Annotated in this window: 13 protein-coding genes and 2 pseudogenes; 7 read left to right on the top strand and 8 right to left on the bottom strand. The window is 44.4% G+C overall.

All coding sequences use genetic code 11. From position 1 onward, the window contains the following. Positions 1–14: 14 nt before the first annotated feature. Positions 15–1,164, bottom strand: a pseudogene (locus MAE_RS31375) (IS630 family transposase). Positions 1,165–1,343: 179 nt separating this feature from the next. Here MAE_RS31375 and MAE_RS01890 point away from each other — a divergent pair. Then, complete coding sequence (locus MAE_RS01890; RefSeq protein WP_002797773.1) at positions 1,344–3,914, top strand: TIGR03960 family B12-binding radical SAM protein; 2,571 nt, start codon at positions 1,344–1,346, stop codon at positions 3,912–3,914. 42 nt (positions 3,915–3,956) lie between these two features. On the opposite strand, the pseudogene MAE_RS01885 reads toward MAE_RS01890, so the two are convergent. The 5 genes and pseudogenes from MAE_RS01885 to MAE_RS01865 all read right to left on the bottom strand — a co-directional run. Further along, positions 3,957–4,424, bottom strand: a pseudogene (locus tag MAE_RS01885) (hypothetical protein); the annotation flags it as partial. Between the two features lie 78 nt (positions 4,425–4,502). Beyond that, positions 4,503–4,712 carry a hypothetical protein gene (locus tag MAE_RS31370; RefSeq protein ID WP_012264077.1) on the bottom strand — a complete coding sequence of 70 codons (210 nt, stop codon included), beginning with the start codon at positions 4,710–4,712 and terminating at the stop codon, positions 4,503–4,505. 95 nt (positions 4,713–4,807) lie between these two features. Then, positions 4,808–6,022, bottom strand: coding sequence for a type II secretion system F family protein (locus MAE_RS01875; RefSeq protein ID WP_012264076.1), 1,215 nt, complete (start codon positions 6,020–6,022; stop codon positions 4,808–4,810). A gap of 166 nt (positions 6,023–6,188) precedes the next feature. Beyond that, entirely contained in the window at positions 6,189–7,289 is a 1,101-nt protein-coding gene (locus MAE_RS01870; RefSeq protein ID WP_002797770.1) for a type IV pilus twitching motility protein PilT, read from the bottom strand. 145 nt (positions 7,290–7,434) lie between these two features. Then, complete coding sequence (locus tag MAE_RS01865) at positions 7,435–9,450, bottom strand: GspE/PulE family protein (RefSeq protein ID WP_012264075.1); 2,016 nt, start codon at positions 9,448–9,450, stop codon at positions 7,435–7,437. 240 nt (positions 9,451–9,690) lie between these two features. Between MAE_RS01865 and grpE the strand changes: the two genes are divergently transcribed. Next, on the top strand, positions 9,691–10,413 hold the full coding sequence (gene grpE, locus MAE_RS01860) for a nucleotide exchange factor GrpE (protein ID WP_012264074.1): 723 nt from the start codon (positions 9,691–9,693) through the stop codon (positions 10,411–10,413). A gap of 89 nt (positions 10,414–10,502) precedes the next feature. Here grpE and MAE_RS01855 read toward each other — a convergent pair whose 3' ends face one another. After that, a complete protein-coding gene (locus tag MAE_RS01855) occupies positions 10,503–11,171 on the bottom strand; it encodes an HAD-IA family hydrolase (RefSeq protein ID WP_002797767.1) in 669 nt (222 codons plus the stop codon). Between the two features lie 347 nt (positions 11,172–11,518). After that, positions 11,519–13,483 (bottom strand): amylo-alpha-1,6-glucosidase, encoded by a 1,965-nt coding sequence (locus MAE_RS01850; protein ID WP_002797765.1) that lies wholly within the window; start codon positions 13,481–13,483, stop codon positions 11,519–11,521. Positions 13,484–13,573: 90 nt separating this feature from the next. Between MAE_RS01850 and rpmH the strand changes: the two genes are divergently transcribed. From rpmH to MAE_RS01830, 5 genes are all read left to right on the top strand, one after another. Next, positions 13,574–13,711 carry a 50S ribosomal protein L34 gene (rpmH, locus tag MAE_RS28205; protein WP_002739276.1) on the top strand — a complete coding sequence of 46 codons (138 nt, stop codon included), beginning with the start codon at positions 13,574–13,576 and terminating at the stop codon, positions 13,709–13,711. Positions 13,712–13,737: 26 nt separating this feature from the next. Continuing rightward, positions 13,738–14,100: a ribonuclease P protein component gene (rnpA, locus tag MAE_RS01845; protein WP_002797764.1), complete on the top strand. Its 363-nt coding sequence runs from the start codon at positions 13,738–13,740 to the stop codon at positions 14,098–14,100. Beyond that, entirely contained in the window at positions 14,090–14,485 is a 396-nt protein-coding gene (locus MAE_RS01840; protein ID WP_002738951.1) for a PH domain-containing protein, read from the top strand. The genes rnpA and MAE_RS01840 overlap by 11 nt, the downstream gene beginning before the upstream one ends. A gap of 84 nt (positions 14,486–14,569) precedes the next feature. Further along, positions 14,570–15,718, top strand: a complete 1,149-nt coding sequence (gene yidC / locus MAE_RS01835; RefSeq protein ID WP_012264073.1) for a membrane protein insertase YidC — start codon at positions 14,570–14,572, stop codon at positions 15,716–15,718. Then, a complete protein-coding gene (locus tag MAE_RS01830; protein ID WP_002797761.1) occupies positions 15,718–16,212 on the top strand; it encodes a protein jag in 495 nt (164 codons plus the stop codon). Before yidC ends, MAE_RS01830 begins: the two co-directional genes overlap by 1 nt. Positions 16,213–16,334 lie beyond the last annotated feature (122 nt).

Below are 16,334 nucleotides of genomic sequence, written 5' to 3'. Positions count from 1 at the left end.
TTTCTACTGGTTTGTCAAGTTAAAATTGACAGATATAATTGAGTTAATTTGATGCGAGCATCTTCGGTAGTAAACTGCCAATCAACAGGAGAAGAAGTTTGATTTCTTTGTTGTTCCCAAGCCTCCACTTCTTGGATTAAAATCTCTTGGGAAGGAATGCGTCGGTTAAGGCATTGTCTATTGAGAACACTTAACTCAATTTCAGCCATATTCAACCAACTTCCATGCTTAGGAGTGTAATAAAATTCTAACTTGTCCAGTATTCGACGAGCTTCACGAGGGGGAAATGCTTTGTATAATGAAGCTTTAACATGAGTATTAAGGTTATCTTGAACCCCTCGGATTTTTTGAGCCTCTGGATAACGTTCATCCACTAAGTATTTCATTTGTTGGGCATAGTCAATGCTGGTACGTCGGTCAGTGACAGTGAAGTGACCTCAACGTGTCTCCAAGCTTTTAAGGGTTCAAAAAACATGAATAAATTACTAACTCCTTCTCGCTCGTATTGATAATCAAAACCTTCAGGTTTTCCTGGTTCGGCAGTTAAGGGTTGTCGGATTTCTGAAATGAGTTGCTTGCAGCTTTCATCAAAGCAAACTAAGGGATAAGCTGGATTATAAGGACGAGTGTAGAGTTCTAAAATTTCTGACCTCTGGCCAACAAACTCTGCATTGGCTTGAGGGGGAATTACCCAACATTCTTGTAGCCAAGGTTTAATTTCGTTTTTTTTAAGACTTGTCTGACGCTTTCATGGGAAATCGTTTCTACATACTCTAAAACGACCATTTGTTCGGCTAATAATCGTAAAGTCCAACGGCTATACCCTGTGGGAGCTTCCGAACAGGCCAAGGCGATTAAATGGGCTTCTGCTTCCCCATCTATCTTTCTGAGTTTTGACAAGTTTTTCGGACGGGGATTCAGTGATTGTTCTAATCCTTCTTCCACAAATCTTTGCCTCACTCTCTCAATGGTTCTGGTACTTATGTCCAATGTTTGACTAATCATTTGATCATTCCATCCCCCATTGATTTGATTAATGTCTGCCTTGAGTAAGATACGAGCATGATTGATTTTTCGGGCAGCCGATTTTCCCTTTTGGGTTAATTCTTCGAGTTCTTGGCGTTCCTTCTCAGTTAAAGAGACGATATATTTTTTAGCTGGCATTTTTAAGCAGATTGGGGAGAATTTACCTCTCCTATTATCCATCATTGTTGCTTTGACAGACCACTAGTTTCTCTTTTTCTTTTTAGGGCGCGTAGCGTCCTTCAGGATCTGATCACTGAAAAGGCTGGCTGCTATAGTAGAAAAGCACCCATTGCTGACGATATCTGAGGTAGATTGCCGTGACTATTGCTTTAGACCAACTGCTTACCCCCGACATTTTTCGACCAGCGCGTTATTTGGGCAACGAGTTAGGCGCTAAACATAAAGAATGGGCAAGTGCTGTGGTTCGTTGGGTGTTAACCTATCCGGAAGTGTACGAAGTGGGGGCATCTAACCTCGGCCATATTATCCTCTACAATATCCTCAATGCTCAACCCCGCCAACTCTGCGATCGCACTTATTTACCCGCACCGGATTTAGCCCAAAAACTCAAACAGACAAAAACCCCCTTATTTGCCCTAGAATCCCGTCGTTGCCTCACAGATTTTGATATTCTGGGTTTTAGTCTCAGTTATGAGCTAGGAGCCACCAATATTTTAGAAATGCTCGACCTAGCGGCAATTCCCTTGACTTGGAGAGCAAGAGACTCGGGTAACTATCCGCTAATTTTTGCCGGGGGACAAACTGCCACCTCTAACCCCGAACCCTATGCCGACTTTTTTGATTTTATCGCCCTTGGTGATGGCGAAGAATTATTGCCAGAAATCGGTTTAATTTTAGAAGAAGGTAAACTAGCTAATCTAAGCAAAGAAGAACTATTACTAGATTTAGCCCAAATTCCGGGGGTATATGTCCCGCGTTTCTACGATGTCACCCCAATCGGTGCAGTTATCCCCAATCGTGACGATGTACCGAAAAGAATTTTACGCCGGGTAGCCACTCCTATCCCAGCCTATTCTATCGGTTTAGTTCCCTTCGTGGAAACGGTTCACGATCGCCTGGTGGTGGAAATTCGTCGCGGTTGCACTCGGGGATGTCGTTTTTGTCAACCGGGGATGTTAACCCGTCCCGCGCGGGATGTGCAACCGGAAGCAGTAATCGAATCGATTGAAAAAGGAATGCGAGCGACGGGATATAACGAATTTTCTCTATTATCTCTCAGTTGCTCCGATTATCTAGCTTTACCTGCCGTGGGTATGGAGATTAAAAACCGTCTCCAGAATGAGAATATATCTCTATCCTTACCCAGTCAAAGAGTCGATCGCTTTGACGAAAATATTGCTAACATAATTGGGGGCAATCGTCAATCGGGTTTAACCTTTGCACCGGAAGCGGGAACCCAACGAATGCGCGATGTGATTAACAAAGGGTTAACCAACGAAGAATTACTCAGAGGGATAAAAACTGCCGTCGAACAGGGTTGGGATAAGGTCAAACTCTATTTTATGATTGGTTTGCCAGGGGAAACCGATGTGGATGTCATCGGTATCGCGGAAACGGTGCGTTGGTTGCGTCGGGAATGTCGTTTACCGAAGCGGAAACCCCTCGATTTTACCCTAACTATCTCTAATTTTACGCCCAAACCCCATACCCCCTTCCAGTGGCATTCCGTCTCGACGGCCGAATTTATCCGCAAACAGGAGTTATTAAGACAGGAATTCCAAGGCATGAGAGGGGTAAAAGTCAATTATACCGATGTCCGCATCTCGGCTATGGAAGATTTTATCGGTCGCGGTGACAGAAGTTTAGGGAAAGTGGTGCTGCGCGCTTGGCAATTGGGAGCCGGGATGGATGCTTGGTGGGATAATACGGAAAAAGCCTATCAAGCATGGTCACAGGCGATCGAAGAATCCGGTTTAACTTGGAAATATCGTCGGATAGAACAGGGAGAATGGCATATTTTTGCCGATGCAGACAAAGATATTTTAGAGCGTCCTTTGCCCTGGGATCATCTGGATACCGGTATCGATAAAAAATGGCTACAGGAGGACTTAAAACGCGCCCTAGACGCGGCAACAGTCCCCGATTGTTCTTTTGAGGGTTGTTCCCATTGTGGCGTTTGTAGCCTCGATTTTGGTCATAATATCGTCATTGAAGCGCCTGCGATTCCCGCTTTTGCTGGACATTTTCAACCCAATCAAGAACGCGCCCAAAGAATTCGGGTTTGGTTTGGCAAAATTGGCGAAATGGCCTTAGTTAGCCACTTGGATCTGGTGCGTTTATTTGATCGCGTCGTCCGTCGCGCTGCTATTCCCATTTCCTTTACCGGTGGATTTCACCCTGGTCCGCGCATTTCGATCGCCAATGCTTTATCCTTGGGAGCAACCAGTAGCGGTGAGATTGTCGATTTTGAATTGACAAAAGTGATCGATTTAGAGAGGTTTAAACAGCAATTAAGCGCACAATTGCCCGCAGATCTACCAGTTTATCAGGTGGAAGAAATTCCCTTAAATGCCCCCGCTGCCACCCGTTTGTTAGAAAAAGCCGAGTATTTGCTCACTTTTAACAGTGAGGGAATTGACTGCCAACAATGGCAAAATTGGATCGAGGCGATTAAGCAAGCAACGGTGATGGAACGGGAAAAAACCACCAAATCCGGCAAAAAAGTCACGATTAATCTGCGAGAACAATTATATGAATTAGAGTTAAAAACTGTTGACAAGGAAGCCGTTTTGTGCTATGTGGGCAGTTGTCGCAATGATGGCACTTTACTACAGCCCGATCATCTCGTCGAGATGTTAGAAAGGGTTTCTGGACAGGAAATTTCGCTGCTTAATTGCCATCGTCAGTGCTTGATTTTAGGAACTTAACCATCGTCAACTGTTCCCTTTATACTAACCCCAGAGAGTCAGCTAATCTTGATCGACTAATTCTAAGCAATCATCAATCAAAGCTGGCCGATAACTTTGAACAACCATCGGTAAAAAAGCCCCTCTTAAACCCTTTTTTATTCTCTCGGCCGTTTGATCAAAAACCACAAATAAAGGATGAATTGTTTCTGCACCTTCACTAAACATATGTTGTTCTCTGGGGGGCATTAACCATTCATATTCTTTATCTAAACATATTTGTGTTTCGCGCCAGCGTTTCAACAAATCAGAAAAATCTTCCCCCGGACGATGGATAAAAATCAGGATTTCTGAACCTAATTTAATTTTCCATTCCGGATCACACATCAGAATAGCCAAATCACAGGCTAATTGTACCGTCTTTCTAGATTCAAGGGCAGAAGATGGACGAATTCTGACCAAGGGCAAGGGAATAGTAATTAAACTCTCTTCAGGACGACGCATACTAGGAATTAACTCTAAATAGGGTTGGCTGAATAAATCTAAAAACCTTGTTGGGTAAGACTTTTAGACTTTTTGTCAATCAAAAAGTCCCCGGCATGGGAGTGATCAGGGGGAAAATTCAGGGACTTTTTCCCTGAAAATTAGGTAATTGGCCACCTCAAAACCGGTAAAACCCCACACCCCACACCCCACACCCCACACCCTGCCCCCAGGAAAAACTTTTTCAGCAGACCCTAAATAGGGGCGATATTGTCGCAATAATTCGATCGCCCGCTCACGACAGCTATATTCCGCTAATAAAGTTTCGTAAGACACAGATTCACCTAATCAAATAAAAGGAGATGAAAATTAAAATCTTGCTGATTTCCAGCTACCGGCAATAGTCACTGATCACTTGATCACTGATCAACTTATCCCAACGCATCGAAGATTTTAAACATGGGCAAGTACATAGACAAAAGAATAATTCCCACCATCCCCGCAACACCAATCATCATCAAGGGTTCAATGATACTGGTTAAAGCTTTAACGGCCTGTTCCACCTCATCTTCGTAGAAATCCGCCACTTTCATCATCATGGCATCTAATTCTCCCGTTTCCTCCCCAATACTAATCATTTGAATTGCCAAAGGTGGGAAAACATTGGCTTTTTGTAGGGCCAAACTCATCATTCCCCCCTGCTGAATTTCCGCCTTGGCACCGGCGATCGCATTGGCAATTACCTGATTACCCACCGTATTACAAACGATGTCGAGAGAACTTAAAATCGGGACACCAGAACGCGTCAGAGTCCCAAAAACCCGGCAAAATCTAGCCACAGCTGACTTTTCATTCAAATCACCAAAAAGAGGCATTTTAAGGAAAAAGTGGTCAATTTGTAGACGACCCATCGGGGTTTTGTAATAGCGACGTAGTAAAAAAACCGTGGCAACAATGGTGACAATCGGAATTAAAATCAACCAACTACGCATCACACTACTTAAAAAGAGCATAAATTGCGTTAAAGCTGGTAGCGGCACGTTTAAATCGGTGAAAATTTTCGCAAACACGGGAATTAAAAAGATCGTCATCCCGAAAAACACAATTACCGCCAAAATTCCCACCGCTACCGGATAGGTCATCGCCGATTTAATCTGGTTTTTCAAGCGGGCCATATCTTCCAAAAGTTTCGAGAGACGGTTCAGCACTTCATCGAGTACCCCCCCCGTCTCTCCAGCTTCGACCATACTGACATAAAGTTCATCAAAACATTCGGGATGTTTGGCCATCGCTTCCGATAACGGAGTCCCTTGCTGTACCTCAGCACTAATCGCTTGTAGGGCTTTTTTCATCTTGAGGTTACCGCATTGATCCCCCAAAACTCCCAAACATCTCACAATCGCCACACCAGCATTAATCATCACCGAAAATTGACGGGAAAAAACCGCTTTATCTTTGATGGAAATGCTGGTAAACATCAACTTTAAACCGGAAAGATCGATCTCTCCCCCCACTTTTTTGACCTTACCGACGGCGGCATATTTCGCCTTCAGCATCGTCCTGGCCTGTTCGGGAGACATGGCCTCAACTTTCTCTTGGAAAACTTTTCCAGAGCCGTTTTTAACTTGTGCGACAAAATTAGGCATAGGACAAATCAGTTATCAGTTATCAGTTATCAGTTATCAGATTGGAGTTTTAAGTGGGTAGATAGTGTTAAGTGAAAACTTCGGTACTTTCTTTTCACTGATTACTGGTTACTGTTCACTGATAACTGATAGGGGCTGACGAACGCTTAAAGGTTACTATTTGTTATTAAATCCGGGCTTTAGCGTTAGCGCCGGCCCCGGCGATAAGACGTTGTAATTCATCGGGTTTACCGCTTTTAGAAATGGCCTCTTCCAAAGAGACAACACCCCTAACAACTAAATTAGCTAATCCCTGTTCCATGGTTTGCATTCCTAACTTCATTCCCGTTTGAATTGCTGAATAGACTTGGGGGGCTTTTCCTTCCCGAATTAGGTTAGCGATCGCTGGAGTTACCACCATGATTTCCTGTACCATTGCCCGACCAAATTCCCCCGGTTTAGGATTTTTTTTCTTGACTAGGTTTTGACTAAAAACTGCTAGTAAAGAATTGGATAACATGGCGCGAATTTGTGCCTGTTGGTTAGCAGGAAAAACGTCAATAATCCGATCCACTGTTCCCGCTGCCGAGCTAGTGTGTAGGGTTCCGAAGACTAAGTGACCAGTTTCTGCCGCCGTGATTGCCAAACTAATTGTTTCTAAATCCCGCATTTCTCCCACAAGGATAATATCAGGATCTTCCCGTAAAGATGCTCTTAAAGCGTTAGCAAAACTCTTGGTATCTTCTCCTTTTTGTCGTTGGTGAAACAGACTTTTTATATTAGGAAAAACGTATTCAATTGGGTCTTCTACAGTTAAAATATGTTCAGACCTAGTCCGATTAATTAAGTCTAAAATTGCCGCTAAAGTGGTAGTTTTACCTGAACCTGTTTGGCCAGTTACGAGAATTAATCCCCTCGGTCTTTCCGATAACTCCCGTACTACTCTAGGTAAATTTAATTGTTCAAAGTTAGGAATTTTAGAGGACAAAGCCCGTAAACAAGCTGCATAAGCCCCCCTTTCTTTATAAACATTGACCCTAAATCTTGCTAATCCTTTCACCCCGTAGGAACAGTCTAATTCCCAATTCTGCTCTAACTCTTTTCTTTGGGTATTATTGAGCATACTAAAAATCAATTTCTGACAATCTTGCGGGGTTAAAGATTCTTCATTAATCGGGGACAGTTTGCCACTAATGCGAAAATAGACCGGCGCCCCAGACTGAATGTGCATATCGGAACCGCCCATCTCGACCAATTGTTCCATTAAATCTTCGATCATTAATTCCATAAGTTAAACCCCATCTATAAGGTAAAATCAGTGAACAGTGAAAAGACATTGGGAAAGTGCTATTTAAGACTACTCACTTAATACTCCTTACTTAAAACTCAAATCTCATAACTGATAACTGATAACTGATAACTGAAAAACTGTCTTAATCACTAAATCGCGGTGTCATACAATAGGGACAATCGAGCCATTCTGGTTGTAGTTCGGCGCGACAACCACGACAGATTAAACCGCTTTTCCGTTTGGCTTTTAGTTCCGCTTCCAGACCGGAATCGGTAAATGTCACCCGTTCCACTTCTTCGAGGGTGGTGTAACCCTCGCGCACCAGATTTAAACTATAGGCTAGGAGTGTCACCATGCCCTCATCGACGGCCGCCTCCTTAATGCGATCAGTGGTTGCCCCTTGGTAAATTAGCTGCTGTAGTCGTTCACTATTTTGCATTACCTCATAGACACCAATGCGACCTTTATAACCGCTGCCGCTACACTTAAGGCAGAGATTGCCCTGTTTTCGCGCCTGTTGAATTTCCTCTAGGGTCAGGGTATTAGCCTTATAAAAGGTCACTTCCCGTTCATTGGCGGCGGCAAGACCAAAACGGGCTAATTCCCCTTGGCTGGGGTTATAGGCGACTCGACATTGGCTACAGACGCGCCGCACGAGACGCTGGGCCAAGACTCCCAAGAGAGAACCAGAAATCATAAACGGTTCAACCCCCATCTTATCGAGACGAGCGATCGCACCAGCGGCATCGTTGGTGTGTAGGGTAGTGAGGACCAAGTGACCAGTTAGGGCGGCCTCGATCGCTGTTTTAGCCGTTTCCTTGTCCCTAGTTTCTCCCACCAGAATCACATCCGGATCTTGTCGCATGAATGCCCGCAGAATCGAGGCGAAATCCATGCCTTTTTCCCGAATTACCTGCACCTGGGTGATGCCTGGTAGAGAATATTCGATCGGGTCTTCGGCGGTACTAATATTAACTCCAGGGTGATTTCTTTCCGCTAACACCGAGTATAAAGTGGTGGATTTCCCCGAACCGGTGGGGCCCGTCACCAGTAACAGACCAAAAGGGTGACTGGCCAAGTCTCGGACGATTTGCAGGGTCTTTTGATCGGTGATCAGTTTATCTAAACCCAACTGGGTAGCCGAGTTATCGAGAATCCGTAAACAGACTTTTTCCCCGTAGCGACTGGGCAGGGTATTAACCCGAAAATCCACTGTTCGCCCTTGATAAAGCCGCCGGATTTTACCATCCTGGGGAAGACGACGTTCGGCGATATCGAGATCGGCCATGATTTTAAAACGGGCAGTGACCGCCGGGGTAATTTTTTTCGGCAGTGGCTCAAAAGCTTGATGAAGAACTCCATCTTTGCGAAAGCGAATTTTCAGGAATTCTTCTTGGGGTTCGATGTGAATATCGGAAGTCCCTTCCTGTAGGGCTTTAGCTAGAATTTTATTGACGAGGTTGATGACGGGAGCTTGATTAGCTTCCCCTTCTCCGAGATCATCGGCCACTTCATCGTTAGCAGCACCAGAGGCCACCTCAATATTGCTGACAATACCAGTGAGATCCGAGAGTTTTGCCAGTTCTTTTTCTTTTTGCAGTCGGGCTTTTTCCTGTTCTAGCTCCGATTGGACCGAGTGGAATTTTTCCAGTAATCTTTCATAATCTTCGCTGGTAATCACCAAACGCTGTAAACCTAACTCCCTGGGGCGGAGGATACGATTGATATCGTCGGTAGCCTCGAGGTTGTCGGGATCGACCATGGCTATCAAAATCGCAGCCGGCTCTCCTTCGATCCGACTCAGGGGGATGAGACGATAGCGACGACAAAGATCGATCGGAATCAAAGAATCGATCAATCGGGCTATTTCCAGTCCATCCACATCGGTTAATTCGGGGTCGATCGATTCGACTCCGTAGAGAATTTTTAGTTCAAATAACTGGTTTTTCTTATACTGTCGCTGTAAATCCGGGGGCAAAGGGCGCCCGGTTAGTTGTTGTAATATTTCTACTAGCGATCGTCCCGATTTCCGTGTTTCCACTAAGGCCCGTTGCATCTGGTCGGCACCGATATAGCCCGACTGCACCAACTTGTTACCAAAGGGCGAAAAGTAATTGCGCAGGGCAACGGCACGGGTTTTCTTGGAAGAAAATGTCATAGACGATTCTTAACCTCTCCACTACCCTTAAATGTTCCCAATTTTACTAATAGAACTATATTCTAGCAAAAATTTTTCTAGATCACCGATTATCTATCGGGGTCGCTTATATCCAGTTACGGATCTTGTCCACAAAATGTTACATTAAAGGTTAAACCTTGATTATTAGCTGGTACTTAAAGACCAAAATTAGCAGTAAATGGTCATATATTGCAAAATTACCCACTAAAATTGTATACTATGATTGCAGAACCGAATAACTCAGTAATTTTCGACGAAAACCAAGAATCCTTTCCTAATTCCCCCGAATCCCTTACAACCGAATCGGAAGCCACTGTCACCGATGAAGCCAAAACGGTGACTAACCAGGCAGCCTCTAGCGAGGAATTTTCCCTTCTAGGGGGAATGACTATCGATGCTCTACAAGAGGAAATCGACACTCTCAAACAGCAGTTAGAGGAACAAACCCAACAGGTTGATGCCTACAAGAAACTCTATATCACTCTAGCAGCCGAGTTCGACAATTTTCGCAAACGCACAGCCAAGGAAAAAGAGGAACTGGAAACAAAAATCAAGGGCAAAACCCTGATGGAAATTCTTGGCGTGGTGGATAATTTTGAGCGCGCCCGTACTCAAATTAAACCGGCTAATGATGGCGAGATGGGTATTCACAAGAGTTACCAAGGGGTCTATAAAATCTTAGTAGAGAGTCTCAAGCGTTTAGGTGTTTCCCCCATGCGTCCGGAAGGTCAACCCTTTGATCCCACCTACCACGAAGCGATGATGCGGGAGTACACCGATGAACATCCCGAAGGCACGGTGGTCGAGCAGTTAGTGCGAGGATACACTCTCGGAGAAGATGTTTTGCGTCATGCTTTGGTAAAAGTGGCCGCCCCCAAAGAGACAGATCCTAACGCTGATCAGTCAGAATCTAGTTACATTCCATCGCAGGAATTAGTCTAAAATCCCGATGGGGATTAAAGCATTTTGAGGGTTAGGTATTAGCCGGTAGGATATGTATTCCCTCCCTATCCCCTATCCCCCATCCCCGCTCAGAGACTTTTTCTCTCTTGACCGATTGATCTTTTAATTAAAAATGCTTCCATACCCAAGGCTTTTGCCCCTTGGTAGTCCTCTTTTTTACTATCGCCAATATGCCAAGCTTGTGCGGGGGAACAATCATGTTTTTGCAGGGCGATTTGAAAAATTTCAGCATCGGGTTTAGCTGCTCCTGCATGGGAAGAAATCGTGATCGATCGAAAAAAATATTCTAAGCCTAATTCGGCCAAAACTTGGTAGATACGACTATCAAAATTAGAAATAATGCCCAACTCGATCCCCTGAATCTGCCAGAGTCTTAAAGCGGGAATGACATCCTCGTACAGGACCCAAGGCTCGGCCGTGGCAAAATGACGGTAAAGTTCGCCAAAAAAAGCCTCAAAATCGGGAAATCGTTCCAGATAACCTAAATTATGAAAAACTGCCCCAGTCAGCGATCGCCACCAGCGATACTCTAACTCGGGAATTTGTGCAGGTTCAACCTTAGGAAAAGCTAGGGGGGGAGAAGTGGGGAAAATAGCCAAGAAAGATTGTTCTAGACTCTCGGCCGCCACCTCTACCCCAAAATCAGCTGCTATTTGACTATAAATTGCTCCGACACTGCCTTTTACTCCAAAAAGAGTACCCACAGCATCGAGAAAAATAACTTGCGGTTTCTCCATGAGAGTTTTGTCTATAACGGTCTGACTGAGGTTTTTAGCCGACATTCCGCACATCTTCATATACCTTTATATATTTTTACATTCCCCAAGATGTTTTGACGAAAAAGCTTCATTGTAGAAACTACTATTGAGAACATTTTCAATAATTGATTTTTTCTGAGAAAACAAATTACAATTCTTCACCTTGATGAAAATCGATCCTTGTAGCTACAATCTTTACTGGCAAAGGGTTGTAAGCAATGTATTAGTAAAAATTATCAATTGAATGTTAAGAAGTGCGGAAAGTGGGTTTTAGGGTCGGTCCTTTAGCTGGTCTAACACACCTAACAATTGCTTATTTTAAAGGATTATGGCGAAAATTCTCGGATCGCTTGCCAAACTCTTAATACCTCTGCCACCGTCCATGCTTGGGCAAAAGCACCCCTAGGGGTAAAAGGGGCATTACCATCGAAAATTTCACTTAAATTACCGATACAGCTATCCCGAAGATGGTCGATCATCGGTGTTAAAAAACTCTCAGCTAGGATGGGATCGCGATAGACTTTCAGATGGGCCTCGATAAATGCCCCTAATAACCATCCCCAGACTGTCCCCTGATGGTAGGCACTATCTCTTTTTAAGCGATCGCCACTGTAAACGCCACGGTAATCAGGATGATCGGCATCTAGCGATCGCAAACCGCGAGAAGTCAACAATTTTAAAGCACAAATATCGACAATGGCCTTTTTCTGTGGGGAATTTAATAACTCCTCCACCGACAAAGACACGGCAAAAAGTTGATTCGGTCGTAAACTGGCATCATTGCCCTTGTCCGTATCTAAAACATCGTAACAATACCCCAGAGAATCATCCCAGAAGCGAGAGAACCCTTTTAGGGTCATTTTTCTCATTTTTTCGTAATCAGTGGCATCCATGCCCAAATAATGGGCAAATTGAACCATTATTTTGAGGGCATTGAACCAAAGGGCATTAATTTCTACGGGTTTGCCGATGCGGGGAGTAATCACCAGATCATCAACTTTGGCATCCATCCAAGTCAATTGTACTCCCGCTTCGCCGGCATAGATCAAACCATCGTCATCTAGGTGAATATTGTAGCGAGTGCCGCGACGAAACCAAGCGATCACTTCCTTTAAAGCGGGATAAATAGTTCTGAGAAACTCAAAATCTTGGCTTTGGTTAAAATAGGAACGAATGGCTTCAAAATACCAAAGAATAGCATCGACAGCGTTATATTCGGGCATTTCTCCCCCATCGGGCAGTAAATTCGGCAATAAACCCCGGTCTAGATAACGGGAAAAAGTTAGTAAAATCTGACGGGCGATCGCAGGTCTGCCTGTAGTCAAAGTTAATCCTCTTAGGGAGATCATCGTATCGCGACCCCAATCACCAAACCAAGGATAACCCGCGATTATCGTTTTGCCCTCCGGTTGATCCCGGAGAGGACGACTAACGATAAACTGGTCGGCAGCGAGGGTAAGTTGTTGAATCCATTCGGGCTGCTGGGGATTAATCAGACTATTTTCGTAGCGATAGCGAGACTCTAGAGAAGATTGACCGTCTAAACTGGGATCGGGACGGGTACTAGCGGCAATTGTCACCGATTCTCCCACTTTAAGAGTAGCCGAAAAACTAGCGGCATGGAGATGATTTTCCCGATCGATTAAACCACGATAACGTTCCACGGCCAAATCAAAGCGATAATACCAGATATGAGCGGGAAAAACCTCTCCCTGACTGATTAATAGATAAAAAGGTACAGCATTGTCATAGGCAATCACTCTGACTCCTTTTTCTAGGGGACTAATAGCCATTTGCCAGTTAAAACCCTGGGTATTGCCGTGAAAATCACGATAATTGACAAAAGCAGTCAGATTGAGAGTTAGGGGAGAATTGCCACGACGGTAGGTATAGTGAGTATAGGTGGTATTTTCTCCCTGTTCCATCCAGATACGCTTTTCTAGTAAGGCATCCCCACAGGTAAAAGTCCAGACGGGAATTGTGCCTTCCAGATGAAAACTTTCGATATTAATATAGCCTTGCGGTTCGATCGTAGCACCTAACCAGCGATTGCTGGCCAGATGATAAATTTTCTGGTTATATTGTATCGATTCATCGATTTTAGTCACAAGAAGCGTTCTTTGCGTCGGTGGAGCCAAAGCAGCGATCAAGAGACCATGATAACAGCGAGTTAGCAATCCGGCCACAGTTCCCGCGGCAAAACCACCAATACCATTAGTGACTAACCATTCGCGCTTTTCAGCCACTGGGAGACAATTACAGATATCTCGACCAAAACGGAGCTTGACCATGGGCTTCCCAATTCCTAGTAATTTTGTTATAATAGAAAATTGTGTCTTTATATCTATAGAGTAACTCTATCTTAAGGAGGAAAATCAGCAGTGAGTAAACGTACTTTAGAAGGAACCACGCGCAAACAGAAGCGCACTTCTGGATTTAGAGCGAGAATGCGTAGCGTCAACGGACGCAAAGTAATTAAAGCTCGTCGGAAAAGAGGGCGCTATCGTTTAAGTGTTTAGGTTATTCTGGGAACCGACTAATTTTCGTGGGACTACCCCAAATTCATCGCTTAAAACATCGACAGGATTTTCAAGCTGTCTATGGAACAGGGAAGCGTTATCACGGTTCCCACTTAACCTTAATTAGTTTAGAGGATTCTTGCCCAGATGCCCCCGGCCCCAGTCGTTTTGGTATCTCGATTAGCAAGAAAGTTAGTAAAAAAGCGGTGGTTCGTAATCGACTAAAAAGACAAATAAGAGCGGTAATTCGGGAGTTATTGCCAGAAATAGCGGCAGGATGGCGAGGGATAATCATTATCCGTCCAGGGGCGATCGAGTGCAATTATGAACATTTTTTGCGAGAATTAAAGCAGTTGTTAGTGAAGGCCAATATAATTCATGGGCATTAAAGAAGAAACTTTTTATGAAGGGGGTCCGCACATCGGCGACCTAATCATCAATATACTGCTAGGATTTACGGTGATTTGTTTACCTTTGACCGTTGGGGCAGTAGTACGGGCAATCTGGTTAAGATATAAGATAACCGATCGGCGGATTTCGATCACCGGGGGTTGGATGGGACGAGATCGCACAGATATTATCTATTCAGAAGTGGCAAAAGTGGCGAAAATGCCGAGAGGAATTGGTCTTTGGGGGGATATTGTCGTAACTCTCAAGGATAGAAGTCGTTTAGAAATGCGGGCGATGCCGAAATTCCGGGAAATTCATGACTATATTGCCGAAAGAGTCGCCGATAAAACCGGTCGTCCCCTAGAATCGATCATCAGTCAATAAAACAAAATAATCGATCGCCGAGATTCGATAAATTAGATTTGTCAAAGTGAACCCCTATTAAACGAGAAGGCATAGATTAAACCCATGGATTTTGGAGTCGGATTTATTTCCACAAATATCATGTTGCCAATCCTAGATTTTTTCTTTCGGATTGTGCATAGTTACGGTTTCGCCATCATTGCTTTAACGCTGGTGGTCAGATTTGCCGTCTTTCCCCTCAGTGCCGGCCAGATTCGCAATATGAGAAAAATGCGAATCACTCAACCCTTAATGAAGGAAAGACAGACAGAAATTCAACAACGCTACAAAAATGACCCGCAAAAACAACAGGAGGAAATGGGCAAATTAATGCAGGAGTTGGGCAATCCCCTAGCGGGTTGTTTACCCCTGTTATTACAAATGCCGATTCTTTTGGCTTTATTTGCGACGCTGCGGGGTTCCCCCTTCTCGGATATTAACTACACCGTCGATTTACAGGTGTTGCCGAGCGAACAAATCGCCATGGTGCAGCGCCAACTCTATGCCACCAAACCCCAAAACGTTTATATTGACGAGTCTCTCCACTATCCCATCACCGCTTTTTTACCCCAAGGCAATAAAATCGCCCCGGGAGAACAGGTAAAAATCGACCTGCAAAACGACCAGGGCAAGTCTTTAAGCCAATTAGCCACGGAAGCACCCGAAAATAACCTAAAACCCACCTACGAGGTGGTTAAAGGTCAAGAACTGGTGCAAGTTAATGAAGACGGTTCCATCGTCGCTTTAGCCCCCGGAGATGCCAGTATTAAAGTTATCGTGCCGGGGATTGCCGCTAATACGGGTTTTCTCTTTATTGAGGCCCTGGGAAGAATTGGGGCAACCGGTCCAGATGGTGAAATTCACTGGGATATCTTGGCGATGGTGATCGCTTTCGGCATTAGTATCTATGTTAACCAAGAGTTATCCGGTGCCGGTGCGCCTTCGGGGGGAGCAGCCCAACAACAGCAAACGGTGAATAAAATCACCCCGATAATTTTTAGTATGATGTTCCTGTTTTTCCCCTTACCAGCGGGGGTATTGATGTATATCTTAACTGCGAACATCTTCCAAACTATTCAAACGGTGATTTTGATGCGGGAACCGTTACCGGAAAACCTGCAAAAATTGGTAGCGGAACAGGAAAAAACGGAAAAATCCCGCGATGCTCTCCCCTTTGAAAAACGTTCTAGCAAGAAAAAGGAAAAAACATCGTAATGAGTATATGGGAGCAAAATAGCGAGAAAGCTAAACAATGGCTGGAAAAACTGCTAAAGTTGATGGCCATGCCCACAGATGTCCAGATTGGTGTGCAGGAATTGGGAACTGGACCTTCCTCCTGTTGGTTAATTATTGATAGCAGTCAATTGAGTCCCCAACAAGTGGAACTTCTCCTCGCTAACAAGGGTGAGGGACTGGATGCGATTCAATCCCTAGCTAATACGATTCTGAATATTGGTGTCGAGGCGGCAGAACATCAGTTCTATATTGTCGAAATCAATGGCTATCGTCAACAAAAACAGGCAGAACTTTTCGACTGGGTGAATCAAGCGGCGACGCAAGTGCGGCAAACAGGACAGGAAATAGAATTAAAAGCCCTATCTTCGGCGGAACGTCGCCAAATCCATGCCTTTTTTCAGGAAGAAAACGATTTAACCACGGAAAGTCGCGGCGTGGAACCCGATCGCCGGTTAGTAATTCGTTTAAAATAAGACCAAAGGGTGGGGTAAAACCTGCCCTCTTGCATTTTTTCGCCTGTTTTTGCTCTAAAAGCTCTGCCAGCCAAATTTTTGTCATCGATTGACGTTGTTAATAGTGCGATTAACTCCTAATC

This window comes from Microcystis aeruginosa NIES-843, assembly GCF_000010625.1.
In the GTDB taxonomy this organism is placed as follows: Bacteria; Cyanobacteriota; Cyanobacteriia; order Cyanobacteriales; family Microcystaceae; genus Microcystis; species Microcystis aeruginosa.
This window is presented reverse-complemented; position numbering and strand designations above follow the sequence as displayed.

What these genes read in the sequence shown, in the direction of transcription:
- MAE_RS01875 (WP_012264076.1), bottom strand. Translation starts at nt 6,022, where the DNA reads ATGCCTAATTTTGTCGCACAAGTTAAAAACGGCTCTGGAAAAGTTTTC.
- MAE_RS01870 (WP_002797770.1), bottom strand. Translation starts at nt 7,289, where the DNA reads ATGGAATTAATGATCGAAGATTTAATGGAACAATTGGTCGAGATGGGC.
- MAE_RS01865 (WP_012264075.1), bottom strand. Translation starts at nt 9,450, where the DNA reads ATGACATTTTCTTCCAAGAAAACCCGTGCCGTTGCCCTGCGCAATTAC.
- grpE (WP_012264074.1), top strand. Translation starts at nt 9,691, where the DNA reads ATGATTGCAGAACCGAATAACTCAGTAATTTTCGACGAAAACCAAGAA.
- MAE_RS01855 (WP_002797767.1), bottom strand. Translation starts at nt 11,171, where the DNA reads ATGGAGAAACCGCAAGTTATTTTTCTCGATGCTGTGGGTACTCTTTTT.
- MAE_RS01850 (WP_002797765.1), bottom strand. Translation starts at nt 13,483, where the DNA reads ATGGTCAAGCTCCGTTTTGGTCGAGATATCTGTAATTGTCTCCCAGTG.
- MAE_RS01840 (WP_002738951.1), top strand. Translation starts at nt 14,090, where the DNA reads ATGGGCATTAAAGAAGAAACTTTTTATGAAGGGGGTCCGCACATCGGC.
- yidC (WP_012264073.1), top strand. Translation starts at nt 14,570, where the DNA reads ATGGATTTTGGAGTCGGATTTATTTCCACAAATATCATGTTGCCAATC.
- MAE_RS01830 (WP_002797761.1), top strand. Translation starts at nt 15,718, where the DNA reads ATGAGTATATGGGAGCAAAATAGCGAGAAAGCTAAACAATGGCTGGAA.